The following is a 22,971-nucleotide window of genomic DNA, read 5'->3' as shown; positions in this document are numbered from 1 at the left end:
GTCAGTCCTCCTCATCGGGTCGGTGGTTCGGGCAGAACACGAGCTGTTCGCAGGTCCAGCGCCACCCGGGCTCCCGGGTCAGGTACTGCCCGAGTTCGGTCCAGTCGGCGAAGCGCATCCGCTCGTCGTCGGAGAACTCGCCGCACACCACGCAGCGGGCGTAGTAGGCGACGCTGTACTCGCCGATGAGCACCAGATCCCCCGGCTCCCGCAGGACCGACGCCCAGGTCGCGGCGTCCTCGCGAGACGAGTACAGGCGCTCGCTCAGCGGCTCCAGGCCCCGGTTGGTGGACTTCTGGATCTTGAAGTGCGGGGCGTGCACGACGGCCGGGTAGTTGATCTCGGTCATCAGGCCACCACCGACAGGCCGGTGATCGAGCGGCCGGAGCGGATGAACGTGATCAGTTCGTCGATCTCGCGGTCATCGACGTAGGCGGCGCGCACGCGCTGCGGGACGCGGGTGCGCTGCCGGATCACGTAGCCGATACCGGCGGTGTCCGCGACGTTCGGGATCTCGTCCGCCAGCGCCCCACGCAGCCGGGCACCCTCACCGAGGACCATGTCCACGTGCGACTGGGCGGTGACCCGCAGGCACACCCGGGTCGGGAACAGCTCCCGGACCGGGACAACGTCCTTGGCGGGTTCCTGCACCAGCGCGGTCATGAAGTGCCCCGTGGCACGGCCCTGGGAGCCGACGATCGCGAGCAGCTTGCGCAGGTTGCGGGCAATGGTCCCGTCGCCATAGGCCAGCAGCGCCCCGATCTCGTCGATGATCAGCAGGTTGAGCGGGGTTTCCCGCGACACCTCGATCTTGCGGCGCCCGGTCCCGGCGAACGACTGCTGTACAGCGCGCAGGTCCGCGACGTACTCCTCCACCAGCTCCGCGCAGTCCTGTTCGGTGTCGGCGTACCGGTAGGCGACGCCGGCATCCCCGAGCTTGCGGAACTCCAGTTGCTTCGGGTCGCAGATCCACAACCGGACCAGCCCGTCCCGGATCAGCGGAGCCAGAGCCCGCAGCTCGGAGAACACGATCGAGTTCTTGCCAGCGCCGGTCGCTCCCGCGATGAACACATGCGACCGCAAGCCCAACCGCCAGTCGGTGCCGTACTCGGTCTCGCCGACGTAGATGTCGTCGATGTCGACCGCGTCGGACTCCTCGGGCATCTCCGGGGCCGGGATGGTCTCGGTGAACGGCTCCATCCGTTCGATGATCAGGGCGACGTAGCCGGGCTTCGGGTGCTCGAACGCGATCCGCTGCACCTTCAGCGTGTCGGCGAGCCGCTCGAGGTTCTCCTCGATCGAGCGGCGAGCCTGCCCGCGCGCCAGCGCCATCGTGACGACGTCGACCGACGGGGAGTAGGACCGCAACCGGGTGACCCTCGGGAACAGCTCCTCGCCGGTCTTGCGGTCGGTGACGTACATGTCGCAAGCCCGCAGGGCTCGGGCGAAGCGCGGCCCGAGGTAGACCGACCAGCGGCGGCGCCAGGCCCGAAGCCGCGGGGCGGCGTAGTGGTCGAAGGTGTCCGGGTGCGCCCGGTACCAGCAGAGCAGGGCGCCGGCCGTTGCGCCCGTGATGCCGCCGGTGGCGCTCCAGCCGAGCTCGAGTCCGGAGCCCAGGACGGCGGTCGGGGCCACGGTGGCGCCGGGGTGGCGCAGCAGCCACTTGAGTGCCTTGAATTCGGTCCCGGTCTTGCGGGACGACTTGGGGGTGGTCATGGGTTGGTGGTCCTCTCGTGCAGCACGAGACCGGCCCCGCGTCCCGTGGTGGGAGGTGGCGAGGCCGGTCGCGTGCGAAACGGATCATGTGGGGTTGGTCAGGGTGTGATGGCGGTCCGGGCGTCGGTCAGCTCGGTGATGAGCGTTCCCATCGCGCGGCCCATCCGGTCGTGCGCGGCCTTGAAGCCGTTGCGGTTGATCGGCATCCCGTGCATCGATTCCTTGAGCTGCACGAGCGACGTGGCGAGGTCATCGACCACCCGGTCGACCTGGTGCGCCATGGTCAGAACCTCCAGTCCCGGGAGATGAGTTCAGCCTCGTGCTTCTTGCCCAGCAGCCGGAGCCGGTCGAGTTCGTCGAACGCCTTGGTGCGGAACGACTTCAGGTCGTCCTTGGTCGCGATGGTCCAGGAGTCGGACATGGCGTTGTCGTCGTACTTCGCGATCAGCTTGTCCACTTCAGCCAGCACTTCGGCGACCATGTCCAAGGTGTTCACGAACGTGGCGTAGCGCTGCTGCGCCCGCCGGTTCAATGCAGCGATCTGCATCCGCTCTACCCTTCGCGTGTCGCGGCGACCAGCTCAGCCGCCGAGGTGAGGTCTGCCGCCAGGAAGCGCACCGCGTTCCCGACCGCGACCCTGATGTCTCGATCCGGCTCAGTGGCCACGAACGCGCGGTAGGCGTCGCTCGCGGCCGTGATGATCGCCTGGATTTCCGGCATGTCAGTCTCCGTTCCGGATCACGTGCTGCGCGTGCTTCAGGCCCTCGCAGAAACCGGCCTGCCATCCCATGTCCTCGGTCGGTTCCGTGAGCGCGGCGGCCCGTTCCCGCTCCAGCCGGGCGGCCAGCATGCGGATCACCGTGCCGACCTTCACCGGGCGGCTCACCGTCCGGCCTTCCACGCCAGCGCCAGCCCCGAGACCAGCGCGAGCACCCCGAACACCGGGGCCGCGACCAACAGCAGCCCGACCAGTACGAGCCACACCAAGTACGTGAACACTGCCTTTCCTCCCTACATCTCCCACTGGGCGCCGCACACGGTGCACGTGGCAATCCGTGTCGGCGAAAGCCAGAAACTTGCCGAGCAGACGTGGTCAGCCATCGCTAACCCCGCTTCGGGCCGTGCGGGTCATACGACGACAACCCACCCCGAATCGCGTTCATCCCACCCATTCGCCTCTCCTCTCCACTCGTGTACTTCGTGGTGAAACCCCAGGAATCCCGGACAGTTGGCCCGGCCGGGAATCGAGGCGCGCCACCACAAACAGCGCGGATTTAGGCATGGATCGGCCCACTCTGTATTTGTCAATGAACAAGAAGTGCCCTTGCCCGACTCGAAAACGGGCAGCCAACCGACTTGGGAAGGGCTCCAGGGTGGTGATGACGCGACAGCCGGGGAGGTAGCCGCGCGAACCGGTCACCCACCGGTCATGAGGTCGAGATCAGGCGGCGCGCTGCGCAGCACCCGCCCCGACAGGCTTCAAACCGAGGGCCTTGAACCACAGACCCGAGCCGGAGATCCGGCCGTCATCCCCGGTGGTCTGCCACGTGTTGAGGACCGGGTCGATCAACTCGACGTAGGAGCCCTCCTCGAACCCCTCCCCCGGGTCCGCCGCGAGCGTCACCTTGATCTCTTCGCCCTTGCCCGGCCGGCGCCCCTCCACCTGACGCGGCTTCGCGAACAGCATCACCACGAAGGCCGGGTTCCCCTCGCGGTCGGTCGCCGGGACCATCTCCCCCTTGACCTCGCGCATCTTCATGATCGGGGCCTCCGTGACCATGAACCGGTAGCCCGAGCTGACGAACGGGATGTCCTGCATGTCCAAACCTCCTGGTCGAACCCTTCGGTGTAGACCCTCTAAACACCTAAGGCAAGCTGTTGCCAGTCGTCGTTGAGGGGGTCTAAACACGAAGGTACGCCGCCCTCGCCACAGGTGTCAAGGGGGTCTAAACTCACCCTGCATGGAGGCCGAGAGCGAGTTCGACAGCGTCCGCAGCGACCCGGACCCGATCCGACGCGGGCAACGGGCGTCCGCCCTGCTCGTCGTCTACCAGCAGCGAGCAACCGAGCTCGCCCGCCTCCGCAAGGAAGCCATCGAGGAAGCTCACCGGCTACGCGGGATGAGCTACACGGAGATCGCAGCGGCTCTCGGCATCACGAAGGGCCGCGTCACCCAGATTCGATCGACCGCGCCAGGGCCCGAGCGCGCGTTCTTCGGTGTCGGCCCCGTTGCCATCGGGGTGCCGTGGCGCTACCAGACGACGGACCGCGAACGGCCTCTCATTGCCGCCGAAGACGCGCAGACCGGTGACCAGCTCGAACGCCTCGTTGACGGCCTATCTCTGACGGCTACGCGCTTCCAGATTGAGCCGGACCGCGAGGCACTGCCGGACGGCGATGCGATTGTCGTGTGTGGACCGGTATCGGCTCCGATCGCGGTGAACCTCATGGAGCGCGACCCGGTCCTCAGCATGATCAAGGATGCCGGCCGTTGGTGGATCGAGCACGAGCAGACCGGCGACCGGTACCGCTCCCCCGCCGACGACGACCCGGCCGAGTCTGCGGATATCGCCTACGTCGCCCGACACCAGATCGGAGGCCGGACAGTCTTGCACGTCGCCGGCATCCACGGGATCGGCTCACTGGGCGCCACGCACTACCTGACCGGCCACCTCGCCGAGCTGTTCAGCGAGACCCGCGAGCGGGAGTGCTCTTTCATCGTGCGTGCGACGTACGACGGACTCACGATCACCGGAAGCGAACTCGTGGCAGGCCCGTTCCGGTGGTGAGTCGCATGCAGGTGACCACCGCACAGCTCCCCCACATCGACGCAAGCGACGACAAGATCTTCGTCGCGCCCAATGCCGTCATCGTCCTGGATGGAGCGTCAGCCTTTCGACCGGTGCCCGTCCCTGCATCCGTCTACGCCGCCGATCTCGGGCAACGGATTGCCCAAGCCTTGAACGAACACCCGGACATCGATCTCCGAGCAGCCGTCCGCAGCGCAATCGAGGCGACCACGAGCAATCTCGCACTTCGGCCGGGAGACTCACCGTCGAGCACCGTGACGATTCTCCGCCGACGGGGTGACCAGGTCGACGTGTTCGCCCTCGGAGACAGCGTCGCCGTGCTCCCCGGTGGCATTGTCACCGATCCGCGTATCGACGACCTCGACCTCGAACCCCGGCGCGCTTACCGCGAAAGGCTTGCGTCGGGAGCCGGTTACGACGACACCCATCAGGCCCTACTCCGCGAGCTCCAGACTCAGCAGGCTGCCCGCCGAAACACCGCAGGGGGCTACTGGATTGCGGAAGCTGACCCGGGCGCGGCCGACCATGCCGTGATAGCCGAGTACCCCGTCGAACACGTTCCTTGGGCAGTACTGGCCACCGATGGCGCCTACGACACGATCACCCATCTGGGTCTCGATGACTGGCCGAAACTGTCTCAAGCAGACGGTGCCCAGCTTGCCGCAATCCTCGAGCAGTGCCAGTCCTGGGAGGACGAAGCCGACCCAGGCGCCATCGAGCTCCCCCGCGCCAAGCAGCACGACGACAAGGCCATCGCGGCGGTCAACCTTCGCGCGTAGTCGGCGACGGACGTTGTGTTCAGAGTTTCTTTTCTTGTTCAAGGCGGCCCCTCCGGGGCCGCGCCGCTATCGGCCGGCACGCGCGGGGCCCGCCTCCGGCACCCACGCGACCGGCCGGCGGCTGTACCGAGGGCCGCAGCTCAAGAAGAAGAGAATGTCCTCGCCGGACGGGCAGGTCTCCGAGATGGCCGAGTCGAGCGCGGCGGTTGCGTCCGTGTGCGGCCAAACGGCATCTCGTCGACCTCCCGAAGGGCTATCACGCCGCGTCAAGGGGGCAGCCGAGCAGGCAAGCAGCGGTCATGCAGGAAGCACCCCCTTGACACAGCGTGATCGGGCTGCGCCAGGTCGACGAGATGCCGAAAGGCCACCCACTCAGGGGGGTAAGATCAAACCCACGCTGGCGACGACCGAGGGGAGTGATGATGCAGATCATCGACGACAACCAATACAAGGCTCTGAGCTTTGTATCATTCGCGAATCGCGGCGGTAATCGCCCGAAAGAGATCGAACTTCGAGAGTGGATGCTGAACCCGGGTCCGAAGCCCGGAAGAAGAGGTCGACTAGTAAAGCGAGGTCGACCCGCGAAGTACGAAACGGTCGGCGGTATCTACGACACCGAGTCTTTTCGAAACCTAGCCAGAGCGGCCTCGAATATTATTGATAATTCCACACTGACAGGAATTCGTAAAATCGGCGAAGACTGGCAAAGAGCGTCCGCCGGTATCCTTTCCGCGAACGTGTACAGCATACTCGGAACCCGCCGGTTGATCGAGCCGGAGATTCCGGACGAGTACGGGCCCGACGTGCCAGCCGAATCGTTCGTTCAACACTTGATCAGGCTGGGATGGATAGACCAGGACGACCAAGGCGGACTCGGCCTTACGCCACTTGGTCGCGCCCTTCTGCGCAGCGAAGACGCCTCGGAAGGCGAGTCCGACGCGTATGACGTGGTCGTACTTGATGCCCAGAATGAACTGTCTTACCCTGTTTTTATTCAACGCCTTGCGGAAGCCGGTGAAGCCATCCTGATTGACCCCTATTTACGGATCGAACAGCTACTTGCAATCCGCGCCTACACTTCGATATCACGCGTACTCGTATCGTCCCAGCTTCGACGAGAAGATCGCGCAGCAATGGCCGTACTAATTGAATCTGGCACCGGTCGACCCATCGAATTACGCATGGCGGATCACGGAGTACTTCACGATCGCATGGTCATTGGGACGAATTCTGCGTTCACCATCGGGACCTCAATCAACACCATTGGTAAACAGCATCCCACAATCCTTACACCTCTTCCCGTCGTGGCAGCAGACGTGATGCGAACCCATGTCGACAAGTGGTGGAACGAGGCTCAGACCATTGCAACCTACCCGCCAGTCGAAGAAGAGCCGCCCGAGGATTAGACGTCGCTCCCCCGACCGTGCCATGTCGCAGCTCACGTCAAGCACCGCCGTCGCCAGCCCACATTCTGCCCACATGGCACCCGCGAACGATGGTGAATGACCATGATCGAGGACTCAGATCTTCCCTGCACAACGGGCACTACCTGGCGAGCGCGCAGGTCGTTGGTCCGTCGAGTAAGTGCAAGGGGTCGCAGGTTCAAATCCTGTCAGCCCGACGGACAAGCCACGTTCACTCAGGTGAACGTGGTTTTCGTCGTATCTGAGGGCGCAGCAGGTCCCAAGGCATGTCACATCGGTGTCATACGTCCCTTGGCGAGACGCTCTCGAACAGTCTCCGCCTCGGAGTGGTTCAGCCGCGAGAGAATGACCAGGGCCTCTTCCAAAGCCTGTCGTTCGGCCCCTGGATCGCCCAACGCACCGTGGGCGCCGGCGATCAGTTGCTGGGTGCGCGCCTGCCAGTAGTAGCTGCCGTGGTGGCGGCGGAGCTGCAGTGCGTCGCAGAACGTGTTCAGCGCCAGGCCTGGCAGGCCGAGGTCGGCGTAGGCGCGGCCGAGGCATTCGAGCACGCTGGCCAGTCCGTCCGGCTCGGTCCCCAAGACGCGGAACTGGTCCAGCGCGGGACGCACGCACTCGAGGACGCGTTCGGGCTCGCCGAACTCGAGGTGCCACCAGCCGACGTTCCCCCTCGCTTTGGCCAGCCAGATCCGATGCCCGCACGCCTCGGCGAGTTTCAGCGCTCGCTGGGTCAACGCCCACGCCTGTTCGCGATCCCGCTGTACGACTGAGATGTAGCTCAAGGCGTAGCAGGTGTGGGCCTGGCCGACCAGATCGCCGGCCGCGTCGAACAGCGCCAGTGCCTCGCGGAGGTGGCTGACGGCCTTTTCGAACTGGTCCAGGCGAATCAGCGCGCGGCCGACGAAGCGGTGGGCCATGGCTGTTCCCCAGCCGTCGCCGGTTCGCTGCGCGGCGTGCAGCGCCGCCTGCTGGGATTGCAACAGATCGAGACGGTGCCCCTGGCGATCCAGGTAGGTCACGAGCGTCACGGCGAGCCGCCAGGTGTAGGCGTCCTGGTCGGCCGTCGGGGTGATCGACAGCATCGCGAGCAGCCCGTACCGCTCCGCGTCGAGCCAGCGCAGGGCCTCCCCACCGCCTGCGAAGCACTCGACGAGCTCGGCCGCCAACGGGGCCGCCAGGGGTACCCGGTCCCACGGCGAACCGAAGTGGTCGTTCGCGGCGCAGAGCGAATGCAGGTAGTGATCCGCGAGCTGCCGGAGGGCGACCTCGCTCTCCGGATGGGAAGTCTGCTCACGCGCGTACCGCCGAAGCAAGTCGTGCATGCGGTACCGGCCCGCAACGTACTGCTCCACCAGGTGCGCGCGGCAGAGTTCGGCAAGGGCGCGGTGGACATCCTCCAGGCACTGGCCCGACAACGCCGCAGCGGTGCGCGGGGAGAAGTCGGGACCCGGGTGCTGGCTGACGTGCCGGAAGACTTCCGCCGACGCTGGGGTCAACGCCTGGTACGACCACGAAAACACCGTGCGGATCGCCGATCCGGGTTCGCCGGTGTCGAGGGCGTCCAGGGTCGACCGTTGCCGGCCGGCCCGGGTCGACAGCGCGTCCATCGGGATCCGCTCGTCGACCAGCAGGCCACCGATGATCGCGACCGCCAGCGGCAGGCGGCCCGCGTAGTCGATCAGCTGCTCGATCGCTTCGGGTTCGGCGGCGCTGCGGTCCGCACCCAGCATCCAGGTGAGCATGGTCCTGGCATCACCCGAACTGAGCGGCTCGAGAGCGACGCACCGGGCACCGGCCCGGGCCACCAGCCCGGTCAGGCAGTTCCGGCTGGTGATCACCACTCTGCTGGTGGAGCCGCCCGGAAGCAGCGACCTGACCTGCTCGCTACCGCTCGCGTTGTCCAGCACGACGAGCAGCCTGCGGCCGGCGGTGAGGCTGCGGAAAAGTGCCGCTTGCCGGTCCAGTCCGACCGGCCAGGAATCCGGGGCGAGACCCAGCGCGTCGAGGAAGCCGCGCAACGCTTCTCCCGGGTGCATCGGTGCCGCGTCCGGACCGGTTCCGCGAAGGTCGACGAACAACTGGCCGTCCGGGAATTCGTCAGCTCGCGCCATCGCCCAGTATTCGACCAACGCGGACTTGCCGACCCCCGGCATGCCGTTCACGACGCAAACTCGCGCGGCACGTTCGTCGTCGGAGGTCAATTCGTCCAGGACCGACAACTCGGCGTCACGCCCGGCGAAATGGGCAGCCGGAGCGGGTACCTGCCTCGGAATCAGCTCACGAGCCTGCTTCGGAGAATGCAGGTGGATACCGCCGCTGACCGTTTCTGCCTGGATGATCGACCCGGCCGTCGAGACATCCACGTGATTGCGACCCGCGCGCTCGTTCACGGCGACTGATCCTAGCCGCAGCCGCCGGAGGCAGATTCCTCCGATCAGGCGCAGCCGTCAGTCACGCACAGTCTTTCACGATCATGAATTGAGCGAAGGCGGATTTCCGGCGGTTTGACAATACCTCACCGGGAACTCCCCCGGAGCACAGCCGCACCGGACGACCGTGCAGACCTCCCGGCAAGCCGCGCAGACCACTAGGGTGGGCACAGCTTTCGACAACCAGGGGGATGCACCATGACCGAGCAGGAGGGGGCGGACTGGATCCCGCCCGGGGCTGATCTTTCCCGGCCCAGTGCCGCGCGGATCTACGACTACCTTCTCGGTGGGGCGCACAACCTCACCGCCGATCGGGAGGTTGCGCGGAGGCTCGAGGCCATCCAGCCCCAAGTCGCCGCCGTGGCCAGGCGGAACCGGGCCTTTCTCCGGAGGACGGTCAGGTTCCTGCTCGACCAAGGAGTGAGGCAGTTCCTCGACCTCGGCTCCGGCATCCCCACCGTCGGCAACGTCCACGAGGTCGCCCAAGCCACCGACCCCGCGGCGAAAGTCGTCTACGTCGACTACGAACCCGTCGCCGTCGCGCACAGCCGGATGTTGCTCAAGGGGAACAGCAACGCCGCTGCCGTCGAGGCCGATGCCACCGATACCGACGCGGTCCTGCAAGCCGAAGCCACCAAGAGGTTGCTCGATCTCGGGAAACCCGTCGGGTTGCTCGCCATCACCCTCGGGCACTACCTGCCCGACGTCAGCGAGATCTTCAAAAACTACCGTGAAGTCCTCGCGCCCGGCAGCTACCTCGCGCTCACCCACCTGACGAACGACTTCGCCGTCCTGAACGATCCGCGGGTGGCCGAGACCATGCGGTCGACGCAGGATCACATCTTCCCGCGGACGAAGAGCGAAGTACTGGCACTCTTCGACGGCTTCGAGCTCGTCGAACCCGGCCTGACGACCTCCGCTAACTGGCGGCCGGACCGGCTCGCCGCCGTCGTCGATCCTGAGGAAGACGGGCTCTACGCCGGCGTGGGCGTCAAGCGGTAGAACCGAAGCGCTCCCACGCCGACTGGCGGGTCATTCCCAATGCCTCGCCGATCTGGGACCACGTGCCGCCCAGTGATCGGGCCTTTCCGACCCACGCCGCCAGGTTCTGCTGGACCTGGGTGGTCGCCGCGGACACGGGAGCCAGGTTCTGGAGGACCTGTGCCAGCGGCAGGTCGTGCTCCCACGGGGCGATCAGCGGCGCGTCCGAAGGCTTGCCCTCGATCACCGACACACAAAGCTGCACACAGCCGTCGCAGATGAAGACGCCTGGGCCGCCGACCAACGTCTCCACTTCCGTGTTCGGCTTCGAACAGAACGAACAGCGGGCGATGACCGCCATCGGACCTCCCTTGTCAGGGCTGACCTTACAAGCGTAAGGGAGCGCCTGACAAGAGGAACGACGACGTCCACTCCGAAAGCTCCGTGAACCGGACTGTCAGCTCCTCGATCTCGGCCCAGCGCCGGTGCTCCCTCTCGAGGTCCGGGACGAGGAAGTCCTCCACCAGCAACAACAACGTCGCGATCTCGTACGCGACGTCGGCCAGCTGGAGGAACGGGCGGTACTCCGCCTCGACACCCGGGCCGTGCGCCACCGCCCAGTCGCGGGCGCCGTGGCCCGCCGTGCGGCACGCGGCCACGACGCGACGTCGCAAGGAGCCGCGGCGGGAGTCCGGGTGGGCTTCGGCCAACGGGGCGACGTTCCAGGCCACCGACAGCAGGCAGCACCCGGCGTCGTCCATCGAGTCAGCGATCACACGGCGTACTCTGCGCATCCCCGCACAAAACCGCCGGTCCGACTCGCGTGGTCAGCCCATCGTGTGAAGAACCGGCCCCTATCGGGCGAGCACCGAAACCGACACGAAATCGGCCAGTGCCTGCTGACCCGCCGCGTTGGCGTGGATGCCGTCGCCGTTGTCGTACGCCGGGAGGATGCTGTTCGGCTTCAGCGGGTCCTTCAGCACCTGGTCGAAGTCGACGACGCCCGAACACGTGCCGCCGCAACTGCTCCACTTGGACACGAACAGGCCGATCTCGTGGCGGGCCAGGTTCGCCGCGTCGTCGTAGCCGGGGCGGGGCGTGCTCGGCGTGACGTACACCGCGATGCCCGCCGCGCGCAGGCGCTGGAACACCGCGCGGTAGCTGTCCAGGATCGCCGCCGCGTCGCAGCCGTACGCGAGGTCGTTCGTGCCGTAGTAGTAGATCACCGACCGGACGCCGTGCAGCGCCAGGACGTCGCGGTCCAGCCGGCTCGCCGCGTCCAGGCCCGCGACCGACGGCGGCATGCCGGGACACGTGGGGGCGCTCGTCGTACCCGAGACGCCGGCGTTGGCGACAGCGAGCGGCGCGGACGATGCGACGAACCGCCGCGCCAGGTCGTCGGTCCACCGGCGATCCGCGCCGAGCTGAGTGCAGCCCGGGCCGCAGTTCGTGCTGCCGATGCCGTCGACCACCGAGCTGCCGAACGGGACGACCGTGCCCTTCAGCGCCGTGTTGTGCACGTCGACCGCGCTGACGACGTACGTCGACCCGACCGTCGACGTATAAGCGGTGCCCGGACCGTCGGCCGTGTGGTCGCCCGAGCCCGGCGGGGTGAGGTAGTTGTCGCGCAGGGCCGCGCCGTGGCGGCCCACCACCGCCGTGCCCTCGACGGACATGCTCACGGCCAGGTTCGTGTCCGGCTTCGTCACCAGCTTGGTCTCATCGCTCCAGACCTCACCGCCCGCCGGGATCGTGACGCCCGCGCGGCCGGCGAACGTCAGCCCGCGCACCGCCGACACCGCGGCGCCGCCCGCGCTCGGCCCGGCGGTCGCGTGGCCGATGGTCAGCGGGCCGGTCCCGAACGTGTTCTGGAACCGGACGCGGACCGCGTCGCCGCCCTGGCTGAGGTGCGTGATCATGCGCACCGACTGCGCTGACACCGGCGCGTCGGCCCGGCCGTCCTGCGACTGCGCCCACGACGTGAACCACGCGGGCCCGGCCCCGGCAGCTCCCGGCGCCGACGCGACGACGGCCGCGGCCACGGAAAACGCGGTCAGAAGGGCGATCCTGCGCACGGCGGCTCCCTTGTCCACTGAGGACAGTCGGCGGCGACGGCCCTGCAGCCGATCGTAAGCAGCCGATCACGGAACCGACAGGATTCTGTCCGATCTTGTCAGCGGAAGCGCCCGCACGGTTCGATGGCGTGATGGAGCAGCTGCCGCAGCTCTTCGGCGAACCGCACGAAGCGCAGGACGGCACGACGGTGATCCCCGTCAGCCGCCCGGTCGGGGTGTTCACCATCCGCGAGGGCGAAGTCAAGGGGGAACCGGCCGTCGACGCCACGCGCGTCGCCCTGCCGGCGGTGACGACCGGCCTGGTGGCCGCGACGCTCGGCACCCTCGCGGTGCTGCGGCGGCCGCCGTGGCCGGACGTCTCCCTGCGCCGTCAAGCGCCGCCGGCCGCCGCGCCCTTGGCCAGTGCCTGGACGCGGCCGAACGGGCCGTTGTAGTAGTTCTGGTCCCCCGGCAGGCCGCCGCCGCGGGCGAACTGCCAGATGCTCTGCTTGTCCCAGCCGGCGGGCAGTTCACCGACGTCCGCGCCGTAGCGCGCGAGCCAGAGCGGGTTGGTGTTCCCGAACTGCCCCGCGTTGCCGGTGCAGCGCTTCCACCACGCCGTGCTCGTGTAGATCAGCGCGCTGCGCTTCACCTTCGCCAGGTAGGTACGGGTGAAGTCGGCGATCCACGCCGTCAGGTCGGCCGCGTTCTTGCCGTAGCAGACCTCGCCGTACGGGTTGTACTCGATGTCCAGCGCGCCCGGCAGGGTCGTGCCGTCGGCGCGCCAGCCACCGCCGTGGGCGATGAAGTACTCCGCCTGCTCGGCGCCGCCGGAGACGTCCGGACGGCCGAAGTGGTAGGCGCCGCGGATGATGCCCGCCGCGTGCGCGCCGTCGTACTGCTGCCCGTACTGCGGATTGACGAACCCGGTGCCTTCGGTCGCCTTGACGTAGGTGAACTGCGCGCCGGCGCCGGCCGCGGCGGCCCAGTCGACCGGGCCCTGGTGCCCGCTGACGTCGTGGCCGAGCGTCTGCCCGACGTCGTCCAAGCGCGGGGTGCCCTGGACGCCTTCGTGCAGCGCGATCTGCGTGCCGGCGTAGTTCGCGTCCGCCAGCGAATAGTCGGGGGCGGCCGCCGCGGGCGGGGCGGTGGCGACCGCCGCGAGCGCGGCCAGCGCGCCCGCTCCCGCGAGCCGCGCCCGCCACTTCGGTTGTTCGGCCAGGCTTCGGCTCATCCGGGCTCCGATCTCGGTACTGGCACGTCCGGAGCCCATGCTGCCCGCCCGTGTCGCTCTTCGCGACACTTCTGTCACTCGATGTAGTGACTCACAGCTCGGTCGTGATGATCGCTTCCACGAGGACCTCCCCCACCCGGGTCAGTTCGACGACGCCGTCGTCCGGGTCCAACCGGACGAGCCCGCGCGAGGCCAGCGAACGGAACTTGCCAAGCCACGGCTCCGCGAACAGCGACCGGCCGGGGAACCGCGAGCGGTGCAGCGCGTCCCGCAGCGGCTGCAACGTCGTCAGCGCCATCTTGACCGCCCGCGCCTCCTGTGCCTCCGGGGTGAACCGCGTCGCCGACCCCAGCGGGATGCGCCCGGCCGCCACGGTTTCGGGGTAACGCCGGGAGTTCACGTCGGTGATCGCCTCGGACGCGCGGCAGCTCGAGCTGCCGCCGAGCCCGATCGCGACTTCGGCCTCCTGCTTGTCCTGGTCGACCATGATGGACTTCCACTTCTCCGGCCCGAGGCCGTCGCGCGCGAAGTACATCGTCGGGTGCTCGGTGTACCCGGCCGCGCGCAGGCCGTCGGTGAGCAGCTCGCGCATCTGGTACTGCTCGCCGAGCGTCGGCCAGCGGTGGCCGTCGCGCACCAGCTTGTCCCGGTAGGACGGCAGCTGCCACGCGGCGGGCTTCTCCCCCGTGACGCCGGTGCGGGTGTCGCTGTAGGACGCCAGGTGCAGCTTCGTGCACACGACCGCGGTGACTTCGTTCTCCAGCACGACGTCCAGGTCGCGCCGGACGCTGTCGAGGGTCTGGTCGAGCAGGCCGTACATGAGGTCGATGCTGATCCAGTCGAACCCGGCGCGCTGCGCGTTGCGGACGAAGTCGACGCACATCGCCGCGCTGTGCTCGCGGCCGCAGAGCTCCAGCACGTGGTCGTCGAACGACTGGACGCCGCTGGACAGCTTGGTGCAGCCCAGTTCCCGCAGCAGGTCCAGCTTCGCCGGGGTGAACGTGCTGGGATCGCCTTCGAAGCGGATCGTGGTGTCGCCGGTGAACCCGAAGTGCGCGCGGTAGAACTCCAGCAGCCGGCGGATCTCCGGCTCCGGCAGCAACGACGGCGTCCCGCCGAAGACGTTGAACTCCCCCACTTCGGCCCCGGCCAGGTTCGGCACGGCGTCGAGCCACAGCTTCGCCTCGGCGATGTTCAGGTCGACCCAGTGCTTCGCCTTTTCGTACGCCACCTCGGGTTTGCCCTTCACCAGCACCACCGGGTACTGGCAGAAGCGGCAGCGGTAGGCGCACGTCGGGATGTAGGACCAGAGGTGGATCGGGCCGGCGGACGCGAGCTGCGCGTCCAGATCCCGCAGGAACTCCGCCGGCGTGCCGGGGACGTTGCCGGGGAACACGTGCGCCCCGAACGGGTCCTCGCGGACGAACTCGAGCAGGTGCCGGTTCTCGGGCGCTTCCAGGGCGTCGAGCACGGCGGGCCGGGGCCACGCCGGGTCGAGACCGTGCAGCGAGCCGATCGCCGCTTCGTAGGCGAGCGTCATCAGAACACCCCTCCGTTGCCGAAGTAGTTGTGGGCTTCCCCCGATTCGCGGTCCTCGCAGTAGTAGCGGACGAACTCCGCGAAGCGAGCGGGAGGGACCTCCGCCAGGCACGGCGGCAGCGGGGGCGGGAAGCCGATGTCTTCGCCGACGTGCTCCCGCAGGCACGCGAACAGCTCGTCGGCGAATTCGAAGTACAGCCGGTACGACGGCGTCTTGTAGGCGTGGATCGGCGTGAAGTCGACGACGCGCATCTCGTCCCGGATCTCCGCGATCCGCCGGGCCAGCCGGGCGGCCAGCTCCGCGCCGAAGAACGCGATCACGGCGTCGTCTTCGAGCAGCGCGGGGGTCAGCAGCACCGGCAGGATGGTGTTCTTCGGCGTGAAGTCCTTGATCGAGAACTCCCACGCCTGCCGCGCCTCGGCCTCGGTCAGATCCGCCGCGGCGGCGGGCGTCGCGGGCCGGATGTCGCGCATGACGATGATGCCGTCCGAGCCGTACGCCCGGCCCGCGATCACCTCGTCGATGGCGTGGTCCACGCGCCGCGGGTTGATCTCGACGCGCGAGCGCGGCGCGTACGTGATCGCGTCGCCGCCGCTGGCCACCTTGATCCCGAAGTCCCAGTCGTCGGAGAGGTGGCTGACGAACTTCCCGTCCTGCAGCTGGTAGAAGATCTCGATGCCGCCGGCGCGCTCGTAGGCGTCGCGCTCGACGGCGAACCCCTTGCCGTCCGGGAAGCCGCCGAACAGCGAAAACGTCACCGCGCGGCACCGCAGCGTCCGCTGGATCGCGTCCCACAGCCGCGGGCGGCCGGTGAAGTGCCCGGCGTTGTAGTAGTAGTCGCAGACGCCGATCGCGGCCTTGCTCGTCTCCATCGCGGCGAAGAGCTCGCTGAGCCAGTACGCGTCGACGCGGCAGTCGGCGTCGGCCGACACGAGGTAGAACCGCTCCCCCGGATCGGTGTCGGGCCGGTTGCGGCTGCGCGCCGCGGCGAAGTCCATCCCGGCCCGCCGCGCGCACGAAACCCCCTGCTCGGACTCGTGGATGACGTGCAGCGCCAGGTCCGGGTGGGCCGCCGCGAAGTCGCGGGCGATCGCCACGGTGTCGTCGGTCGAGTTGTTGTCCACCAGCACGACCTCGTAGCGGCCCCGGTCGAGCGGCCCGTCGCCGTCGCGCTGGTCGTGCAGCGTCCGCAGTACCTCCGGCAGGTTCGCGGCTTCGTTGTACACCGGCAGCACGACGCTCAGCCGCGTGCCCGCCCCCATCGGCGGCGGGTAGAGCCGGTCGACGAGGCCGTCGACGACCGGCGTGCCGAACCGCGCCCGCCCGAGTTCCGAGTTCGCCCGCACCACTTCCGCCCGTTTCCCTTCGTCGGTGATCAGCTCGGCCACCTCGCGGGCGAACGCCGCGTCCGGCAGGTCGCGCGCCCGGATGTCCAGCACCGGGGCCCGGAACCCGCCGTAGACGACGTCGTAGAGCTCGTACCCGCTGGTGATGTACGGCGTCCCGGAGGCGATGGCTTCGCTGACCGGGTTGCCGTAGCTCTCGTAGTCGTAAGAGGTCAGGAACGACACGACCGTCGCGTGCGCGAGCAGGTCGCGCACCGAGTAGCGGCCGGGCAGCGCCGTGTCGTACGGCGTCAGCCAGCCGCCGAAGACGACGCGGTCGCGCACGCCGAGGCGGTCGGCCAGCGCGACGAGCCGGGTGTGCTCGGCGGGTGCCTCTTCGACGTCGCCGGCGACGAACAGCCAGGCGTCCGGCAGCAGCGCCAGCAGGTGCAGGTCCCGGTCGACGCGCTTCTGCGGGATGATCCGGGTGATCCGGGCCAGCAGCGGGACGTTCGCGGGAATGCCGTGGTCCCGGCGGAAACCGGCGTTGCGCTCGTCGATCCGCGCGGGGGCGATGGCGAACGCGTTGGGCAGGACGTCGATGTTCCGCAGAGCGGGAACCCACTCCAGGGTCCGGGCTTTCGCCTGCTCGTGGAGCGCGAAGTAGTGGATGTGCGGCGAGTTCCGCGGCGCGGGGACGCCGGGGTACGGGAACCGGCCGTACTTGGCGATCCCCGGTTCGCTCTGCCACATCAGGTCGTGGTCGCGCCAGAACACGAACCGGCCGAGCCGGTGCCGGGCGCCGTAGCGGTCGATCGCCCGGTACAGCGCTTCGGTGTAGGTCAGGTTCTCCGGCAGGGTCCCGTTTTCGACCGCCACCATGGTCACGCCGAGGCGTTCCCAGGTCGCGACGATGCGCGTGGCCAGCTCACCGGCGATCCGGTCGATCTCCGGGCGCAGCGTCTCGTCGCCGCCCTGGACCACTTCCCGGAGCACCCGTTCGACGAACGCGCGGTCGTAGCCGCGGATCTGCTCGACGCCCTCGACGCGGTCGAGCGTGACCCAGTCCGGCAGCAGGCCCGCTTCGTCGCGGTAGGGCCGGAAGAAAGCACCCTTGTCGGCCTTGATGTCGTAGCCGAGGTCGAGGTGCACCCGGCGCCCGCGCAGCCGGCCCGCCGTCTTGAGGAACTCCACCACGACCCCGGAAAGCGGGGTGGCGTCGAAGGACACGCCCCAGAGCACTGACATCGATGTCGGACTCCCGTCTCGGCTTCGCCGTCACCGCCAGCCTACGGGTTGTGGCGGCGGGCGGCCGCGTGAGCAGAGAGCGCTTTCCTCCGGCCCGCGGTGGTTGACCGCGGCCCGGCGACGCCCCAGAGTGGCTCCATGAACCGGGCCCTCGGGGTGCTGACCTGCGGCGCCTTCCTCTCCGTCGTGCTCGGGGTCCTCGGTTCCGGGGAACCCGTGCTCTCCCTCGTGCTGGGCGCCGCCTTCGCCGCCCTCGCCACGCTGGGCTTCGGCTGGGTGCAGGACCGCGGCCGGCTCGGCTGGGCGGCGGGCTACGTCGCCGTGCAGCTCCCGCTGTCCTTCTTCGTCTTCACGGTCAACGCCGGCGTCGGGGCGACGCTGTTCCTGGTCGTGCTGGTCAGCCAGTGCGTGCTGCTGCGGCTGCCGCTCCCGGTGGTCGCGCTGGTGATCGCCGTGGTGCCGCTCGTGCACCTCGGGATGTCGCTCGGCGAAGGCCTGCGCGAAGGGCTCGGCACCCTGGTTTCGGTGCTGTTCGCGGCCGTCATCACCGAACTCCTCGTGCGCGAGCAGCGGTCCCGGGGCGAACTCGCCGAAGCGCACGCGAAGCTGCGCGACTACGCCACCCAGGCGGAACGGCTGGCCACGGCGCAGGAGCGCAACCGGGTCGCCCGGGACATCCACGACGGGCTCGGGCATTCGCTCACCGTCGTCCAGATGCAGGTCAAGGCCGCGCGGGCGGTGCTGCCGACCGATCCCGGCAAGGCCGACGAAGTCCTGGCCAAGGCTCAGGACCAGGCCGAGAACGCCCTCGCGGAAGTCCGCCGGTCGGTCAAGGCGCTGCGCGAACCGCGGCCGGCGCCGTTGCCGGAAGCCCTGGAGGCACTGGCCACCGAAGCCGGGGTACCGGCGCGGCTCACCGTGTCCGGCGCCGAACGCCCGCTGCCCGAAGCACACCGGGAGGCCCTGTTCCGGGCCGCGCAGGAGGGTCTGACGAACGTCCGGAAGCACGCGTCCGCCGCGCGGGTGGACCTCCTGCTGGACTACGCCGAGACGTCGGTGCGGGTCTCGGTGCGCGACGACGGCGTCGGCAGCGACGACGGCGCGCCCGCCGGCTTCGGGCTGCTGGGGCTGCGGGAACGCGCCGAGAACCTGGGTGGCAAGCTCGACTTCACCTCGGCGCCCGGCGAGGGCAGCGCGCTGAGCATGGAGGTCCCGGGATGACGCCGGTCCGCGTCCTGCTCGTCGACGACCAGGCCCTCTTCCGCGAAGCCCTCGGCACCCTCCTCGCCACCCACGACGGCATCGACGTCGTCGGCGAAGCGGGCAACGGCGAGGAAGCGCTGAGCCGGGCGGCCGCGCTGACCCCGGACGTCGTCCTGATGGACCTGCGCATGCCGGTCCTCGACGGCGTCGGTGCCACCCGGCGGCTGCGGCTGGCGCACCCGGCCGTCCAGGTCATCGCGCTGACCACGTTCGACGACGACGAAGACGTCTTCGCCGCGTTGCGCGCGGGTGCGGTCGGCTACCTGCTCAAGGACGTCTCGTCGGCGCGGCTGATCGAGGCCGTGCTGGCCGCCGCGCGCGGGGAGTCCGTGCTGCAGCCCTCGGTCGCCGCGAAGGTCGTCGCGCGGTTCGCGCAGCTGGCCGACGCGCCCGAGCCGGGGCCGCAGCCGCTGGTGGTGCCGCTGTCGGACCGCGAACTCGAAGTGCTGCGCCTGCTCGCCGGCGGCCGCAGCAACCGCGAGATCGCCACGACGCTGTTCCTCGCCGAGGGCACGGTGAAGAACCACGTGACGAACCTGCTGGGCAAGCTCGGTGCCCGCGACCGCACGCAGGCCGCGTTGCGCGCGAGGGACCTCGGCCTGCTCTGACGCGGTCACATGACCCGGGTCATGACTTCCGGCACCTGGCAGCACGGCGCCGGGCCGGGATTCTCGTCCAGGACGAAACCTGGAGGGACCCGCGATGACCACCGCCGAGACACCGAGATCCACCACCCGCAAGCTCGCCCGGTTCGCCGGCCACTACGTCGAAATGGTCGTCGCCATGCTGGTCGGCATGGTCGCGCTCGCCCCGCTGTGGCCGTCGGCCTGGCTCGAGCGGGCCGATGTCGAAGCGCTCGTGATGGCCACGGACATGACCGTCGCGATGGTGCTCGCCATGGCGCTGCGCCGGCACTCCTGGCCACGGATCGCCGAGATGGCCGCCGCCATGTACCTGCCGTTCGTGGCGCTGCTCGTGCCCTACTGGCTCGGCGCCCTCTCCGGCACCGCGCTGATGGTCGCCGGGCACGTGCTCATGGTCCCGCTGATGCTCGCCGCCATGGTGTGGCGCCGCGCCGAGTACTGGCACTGACGTGCGGACCTTCCTGAAGTGGTGCGCACTCGTCGTCGCCGTGCTCGCCGTCCCGGCCGTCGGCGCGACCGTCTCCGCCCTCTCGGCGTTCGACGCCCTCTACGCCCCCGGTCCGGCGCGGCCCCTCCCGGCCGCGGCGCCGGTCCCCCACGACCCGGCCAAGCCGACCGCGGTGATCGTCGTCGGCGACCACGGCGCCGTCGTCTCCGACGCGCTGGCGCCGTACGAAATCCTCGCCGCGACCGGGAAGTTCAACGTCTACACGGTCGCACCGCACCGCGAGCCGGAACCGCTGACCGGCGGCCTCGACCTGGTGCCGGACTTCGGCTTCGACGACCTGGCCGCGCGGCTCGGCCCGAAGGCGCCGGACCTGGTCGTCGTACCCGCTCTGCCGGACGTCGGCGAGCCCGGCAGCGACGTCGTCACGGCGTGGCTGCGCGCCCAGGCCGCTCACGGCGCGAACCTGCTGAGCGTCTGCAACGGCGGCGGGGTGCTCGCCTCGGCGGGGCTGCTCGACGGGCGCCCGGCCACCGCGCACTGGCTGAAGCTCGACGACTGGGCGAAGGAGTACCCGGCCGTGAAGTGGGTGCGCGGGCAGCGGTTCGTCGACGACGGCGACGTCGTCACCACCGCCGGGGTCCTCTCCGGCATAGACGGGACGCTGCACTGGGTCGAGCGGCTGGCCGGGCCCGCGGTGGCGGCCGGCGCCGCGGCGAAGATCGGCTGGCGCCACTACGGCACCCGGGTGCCGGTGACGCCGCCCGCCGGGGTCCCGGACGCCGCCGCGATCGTCAACGCGGGGTTCCGCTGGAACCCCGACACCGTCGGGGTGCTGCTCACCGACGGTGTCGGGGAGATCGAGCTGGCCTCGGTGTTCGACACCGAGGGGCAGTCGCTGTCCTCGCGCACGCTCGCCCTCAGCGCCGACGGCGGCCCCGTCCGGTCGCGGCACGGGCTGACTTTCCTGCCGCGGGCGGCGCTCACCGCGCCGGGCCTCGACCGGCTGCTCGTGCCGGGCGCGGCCCGCGGGATCGCGCCACCGGCCGGTGAGCCGGCCCCCGAGTACGTCCACGACCGGCCCGGCTTCGCCTACGACACCGCGGTGAGCCGGCTCGCGCGCAGCGCCGACGTGGCCACCGCCCGCTGGACGGCGAAGGTGCTGGAGCTGCCCACCGACGGGGTCGTGTTCGAAGGCCGGGCCTGGCCGTGGCTGCCCACCGCCGTGCCGATCGTCTTGATCCTGCTCGGCGCGGCGGTGGTCGTGGCCGTGCGCCGGATCAGGGCGCCCAGGGCTGGGCCACGACCCAGCTGACGTCGTCGTTGTACGACCCGGCGGCGTCCCAGGCGTGGGCGCCGCTGGTGTCGGCGATGTAGAGGGTGTTGTTGTAGTGCCGCAGGTACTTGCCGGAGTAGTTGTAGGACCGGAACGACGAACCCTGGCCGTTCTTCCCGGTCACCGGGCAGAAGGTCGCGTCGGCGCGGAAGGCCGCGCTGCCGTCCATCGGCTGGCGGTACACCTGGAAGTTGAAGTGCCGCAGGAAGTCACCGGGGTAGTTGCGGGATTCGAACGACACGCAGGACGCGCTGGCCAGCCCGCGGCGGACGATCCAGGTGGCGTCGCCCTTGTCCAAAGTGGAACTGACGGCCGAGATCACCGCGTTGTCGTTCTGGTGGCGGATGTAGTCACTCGTGCAGCACGCGGTGGTCGCGCGCAGGGAGATCTCCGAAGCGGGGTTCAAGGTGCCGGTGGAGCCGGTCGGGCCGCCGTAACCGACCGACACGACGTTGGCCTGGACCGCGTTGTCCGCCGCGTCCGACGGCAGCCCGGCGGTCATCACGCCTTCGAAGAACGAGCCGATCGAGCCGTTGCTGTTGTCCCCGCCGGTGCCCAGCACGATCGCGCCTTCCTGGTGCATCGGCGAATACCCGGCGCGCGTCGGTTCCGGACCGGAGTACGTCGTCCGCAGGCCGCCGGACTGGGCGTTGGCGTCCTTGAGCGCGAAGAAGTTCTGGCCGTTGTTCTTCAGCAGGGCCGTGACGAACGGCGCGGTGATCCCGGTGTTGGCGGTGTTCTGGCTGCCGCCCGCGCTCGACTGGAACAACCCGTTCTCGAGGTCGGCCTGCACCCACGGGCCGGCGCCGTGGCAGGGCTGGAACCAGCACTCGGTGCCGAAGTTGAGGGCGTCCATGTGGCCGTTGCCGGTGTCCTGGTTGTTCGTTTCGGCGTTGCCGTAGTCGAAGCAGCAGGCGCCGTTCACGTGGGTGCCGGAGGTGATCATGTACATGCCTTCGGGCTGCCCGTTCTTCGCGACGCCGGACGTCGAGTTGTCGCGGTAGCCCATGCGGCCGGAGAAGGAAGCGCCGTAGACCTGGTGCCCGCCCGCGGTCACCGGCAGGGCGTCCGCCGGCACGCCGGTGTCCTGCCCGCCCGCGCCGCCGGGGCCTTCGATCGTCAGGTCGTTGTGGCGCGGGGACTGGTCGTAGAGCTCGGTGATCAGGCACGTCGTCCCGGCGCAGAAGGAATCCTGCGCGGCGGCGTTGGCGTACCCGCCCGCGGCCAGCAGGCCGATGTTCGTCTTGGCGCCGTCGGACGCGCGCTGGACCTGGTAGAGCGGGCCGTTGTAGGCGGCGTAGAGGGCGCGGGTGGTGCTGTGCGCGGCGACGCACGGTGTGCCCGCGGCCCCGTAGATGTCGCACGGCAGCGAAGCGGCGGCCGACGCGGTCGAGGCGGTCATCAAGCTCGCGAGTGCCAGTACCACGGCACCGGCGAGCGAGAGCCAAAACCTCGGCCGACTGTTAGCGCTAACATTCTTGCCGTCTCGACGATGAGACATAAAAGCCTCCATGGCTTGGCCGAATAATGTGAGCGTTACCAGCGAGCACTATCCAGTCCGATCCCCCGTTCGTCAACGCCCCCATCAGTCGCGAAACGGACATCCTCACGATCTAAAACGATTTACATTTCCCTGCACCGATGCAGTGCGTGCGCCCCGGTGGAGTATTGCCAACGTGTGAGTTCGTCATTACAGTCACGTATCACGTCTTATTGAAACGTTCAAATTCGTCGCCCATCCCCGCC

Annotated in this window: 24 protein-coding genes; 9 read left to right on the top strand and 15 right to left on the bottom strand. The window is 69.1% G+C overall.

Annotation, left to right across the window (positions count from 1 at the left end):
• Nucleotide 1: 1 nt before the first annotated feature.
• From MUY14_RS12245 to MUY14_RS12215, 7 genes are all read right to left on the bottom strand, one after another.
• Complete coding sequence (locus MUY14_RS12245; protein WP_247023099.1) at nucleotides 2-349, bottom strand: hypothetical protein; 348 nt, start codon at nucleotides 347-349, stop codon at nucleotides 2-4.
• Nucleotides 349-1,716: an FtsK/SpoIIIE domain-containing protein gene (locus MUY14_RS12240; protein ID WP_247023098.1), complete on the bottom strand. Its 1,368-nt coding sequence runs from the start codon at nucleotides 1,714-1,716 to the stop codon at nucleotides 349-351. The genes MUY14_RS12245 and MUY14_RS12240 overlap by 1 nt, the downstream gene beginning before the upstream one ends.
• A 98-nt stretch (nucleotides 1,717-1,814) precedes the next feature.
• The gene (locus MUY14_RS12235; RefSeq protein WP_247023097.1) at nucleotides 1,815-1,997 is read right to left on the bottom strand and encodes a hypothetical protein; all 183 of its coding nucleotides are present in this window, start codon (nucleotides 1,995-1,997) and stop codon (nucleotides 1,815-1,817) included.
• A 2-nt stretch (nucleotides 1,998-1,999) separates the two neighbouring features.
• Nucleotides 2,000-2,263, bottom strand: a complete 264-nt coding sequence (locus MUY14_RS12230; RefSeq protein WP_247023096.1) for a hypothetical protein — start codon at nucleotides 2,261-2,263, stop codon at nucleotides 2,000-2,002.
• Between the two features lie 5 nt (nucleotides 2,264-2,268).
• Entirely contained in the window at nucleotides 2,269-2,436 is a 168-nt protein-coding gene (locus tag MUY14_RS12225; protein WP_247023095.1) for a hypothetical protein, read from the bottom strand.
• Nucleotide 2,437: 1 nt separating this feature from the next.
• Complete coding sequence (locus tag MUY14_RS12220) at nucleotides 2,438-2,590, bottom strand: hypothetical protein (protein ID WP_247023094.1); 153 nt, start codon at nucleotides 2,588-2,590, stop codon at nucleotides 2,438-2,440.
• 567 nt (nucleotides 2,591-3,157) lie between these two features.
• Nucleotides 3,158-3,535, bottom strand: a complete 378-nt coding sequence (locus tag MUY14_RS12215; RefSeq protein ID WP_247023093.1) for a YdcP family protein — start codon at nucleotides 3,533-3,535, stop codon at nucleotides 3,158-3,160.
• Between the two features lie 142 nt (nucleotides 3,536-3,677).
• Between MUY14_RS12215 and MUY14_RS12210 the strand changes: the two genes are divergently transcribed.
• The 3 genes from MUY14_RS12210 (at nucleotide 3,678) to MUY14_RS12200 (ending at nucleotide 6,711) form a co-directional block, all read left to right on the top strand.
• Nucleotides 3,678-4,505: a hypothetical protein gene (locus MUY14_RS12210; protein ID WP_247023092.1), complete on the top strand. Its 828-nt coding sequence runs from the start codon at nucleotides 3,678-3,680 to the stop codon at nucleotides 4,503-4,505.
• A gap of 5 nt (nucleotides 4,506-4,510) precedes the next feature.
• Nucleotides 4,511-5,305, top strand: a complete 795-nt coding sequence (locus tag MUY14_RS12205; protein WP_247023091.1) for a hypothetical protein — start codon at nucleotides 4,511-4,513, stop codon at nucleotides 5,303-5,305.
• A gap of 419 nt (nucleotides 5,306-5,724) precedes the next feature.
• Nucleotides 5,725-6,711: a hypothetical protein gene (locus MUY14_RS12200; protein ID WP_247023090.1), complete on the top strand. Its 987-nt coding sequence runs from the start codon at nucleotides 5,725-5,727 to the stop codon at nucleotides 6,709-6,711.
• Between the two features lie 287 nt (nucleotides 6,712-6,998).
• On the opposite strand, the gene MUY14_RS12195 is transcribed toward MUY14_RS12200, so the two are convergent.
• Entirely contained in the window at nucleotides 6,999-9,116 is a 2,118-nt protein-coding gene (locus MUY14_RS12195; RefSeq protein ID WP_247023089.1) for a tetratricopeptide repeat protein, read from the bottom strand.
• 237 nt (nucleotides 9,117-9,353) lie between these two features.
• On the opposite strand from MUY14_RS12195, the gene MUY14_RS12190 reads away from it, so the two are divergent.
• Complete coding sequence (locus MUY14_RS12190; RefSeq protein ID WP_247023088.1) at nucleotides 9,354-10,157, top strand: SAM-dependent methyltransferase; 804 nt, start codon at nucleotides 9,354-9,356, stop codon at nucleotides 10,155-10,157.
• Here MUY14_RS12190 and MUY14_RS12185 read toward each other — a convergent pair.
• The 3 genes from MUY14_RS12185 to MUY14_RS12175 form a co-directional block, all read right to left on the bottom strand.
• Nucleotides 10,147-10,497, bottom strand: coding sequence for a ClpX C4-type zinc finger protein (locus MUY14_RS12185; RefSeq protein WP_247023087.1), 351 nt, complete (start codon nucleotides 10,495-10,497; stop codon nucleotides 10,147-10,149). The two genes, MUY14_RS12190 and MUY14_RS12185, sit on opposite strands and share 11 nt — an antisense overlap.
• A gap of 25 nt (nucleotides 10,498-10,522) precedes the next feature.
• Entirely contained in the window at nucleotides 10,523-10,912 is a 390-nt protein-coding gene (locus MUY14_RS12180; RefSeq protein WP_247023086.1) for a hypothetical protein, read from the bottom strand.
• Between the two features lie 78 nt (nucleotides 10,913-10,990).
• On the bottom strand, nucleotides 10,991-12,211 hold the full coding sequence (locus MUY14_RS12175) for a GDSL-type esterase/lipase family protein (RefSeq protein WP_247023085.1): 1,221 nt from the start codon (nucleotides 12,209-12,211) through the stop codon (nucleotides 10,991-10,993).
• Between the two features lie 131 nt (nucleotides 12,212-12,342).
• On the opposite strand from MUY14_RS12175, the gene MUY14_RS12170 reads away from it, so the two are divergent.
• Nucleotides 12,343-12,645 (top strand): hypothetical protein, encoded by a 303-nt coding sequence (locus tag MUY14_RS12170; RefSeq protein WP_247023084.1) that lies wholly within the window; start codon nucleotides 12,343-12,345, stop codon nucleotides 12,643-12,645.
• Here the strand turns inward: MUY14_RS12170 and MUY14_RS12165 are convergent.
• The 3 genes from MUY14_RS12165 to MUY14_RS12155 form a co-directional block, all read right to left on the bottom strand.
• Nucleotides 12,582-13,424: a GH25 family lysozyme gene (locus MUY14_RS12165; RefSeq protein ID WP_247023083.1), complete on the bottom strand. Its 843-nt coding sequence runs from the start codon at nucleotides 13,422-13,424 to the stop codon at nucleotides 12,582-12,584. The two genes, MUY14_RS12170 and MUY14_RS12165, sit on opposite strands and share 64 nt — an antisense overlap.
• Nucleotides 13,425-13,515: 91 nt before the next feature.
• Nucleotides 13,516-14,964 (bottom strand): radical SAM protein, encoded by a 1,449-nt coding sequence (locus MUY14_RS12160; protein ID WP_247023082.1) that lies wholly within the window; start codon nucleotides 14,962-14,964, stop codon nucleotides 13,516-13,518.
• Nucleotides 14,964-17,537, bottom strand: coding sequence for a glycosyltransferase (locus MUY14_RS12155; protein WP_247023081.1), 2,574 nt, complete (start codon nucleotides 17,535-17,537; stop codon nucleotides 14,964-14,966). The genes MUY14_RS12160 and MUY14_RS12155 overlap by 1 nt, the downstream gene beginning before the upstream one ends.
• A gap of 138 nt (nucleotides 17,538-17,675) precedes the next feature.
• On the opposite strand from MUY14_RS12155, the gene MUY14_RS12150 reads away from it, so the two are divergent.
• The 4 genes from MUY14_RS12150 (at nucleotide 17,676) to MUY14_RS12135 (ending at nucleotide 21,204) form a co-directional block, all read left to right on the top strand.
• Nucleotides 17,676-18,758 (top strand): sensor histidine kinase, encoded by a 1,083-nt coding sequence (locus MUY14_RS12150; protein WP_247023080.1) that lies wholly within the window; start codon nucleotides 17,676-17,678, stop codon nucleotides 18,756-18,758.
• Nucleotides 18,755-19,408 carry a response regulator transcription factor gene (locus tag MUY14_RS12145; protein ID WP_247023079.1) on the top strand — a complete coding sequence of 218 codons (654 nt, stop codon included), beginning with the start codon at nucleotides 18,755-18,757 and terminating at the stop codon, nucleotides 19,406-19,408. The genes MUY14_RS12150 and MUY14_RS12145 overlap by 4 nt, the downstream gene beginning before the upstream one ends.
• Before the next feature lie 94 nt (nucleotides 19,409-19,502).
• Nucleotides 19,503-19,892, top strand: a complete 390-nt coding sequence (locus MUY14_RS12140) for a hypothetical protein (protein WP_247023078.1) — start codon at nucleotides 19,503-19,505, stop codon at nucleotides 19,890-19,892.
• Between the two features lies 1 nt (nucleotide 19,893).
• On the top strand, nucleotides 19,894-21,204 hold the full coding sequence (locus MUY14_RS12135; protein ID WP_247023077.1) for a DJ-1/PfpI family protein: 1,311 nt from the start codon (nucleotides 19,894-19,896) through the stop codon (nucleotides 21,202-21,204).
• Here MUY14_RS12135 and MUY14_RS12130 read toward each other — a convergent pair.
• A complete protein-coding gene (locus tag MUY14_RS12130; RefSeq protein WP_247023076.1) occupies nucleotides 21,170-22,627 on the bottom strand; it encodes an alpha-L-arabinofuranosidase B in 1,458 nt (485 codons plus the stop codon). The genes MUY14_RS12135 and MUY14_RS12130 overlap by 35 nt on opposite strands.
• Nucleotides 22,628-22,971: the final 344 nt, after the last annotated feature.

It is taken from the genome of Amycolatopsis sp. FBCC-B4732 (genome assembly GCF_023008405.1).
GTDB classification, from domain to species: domain Bacteria; phylum Actinomycetota; class Actinomycetes; order Mycobacteriales; family Pseudonocardiaceae; genus Amycolatopsis; species Amycolatopsis pretoriensis_A.
Note: the sequence above shows the minus strand (reverse complement) of the source record. Positions and strands in the feature narration are given on the sequence as shown.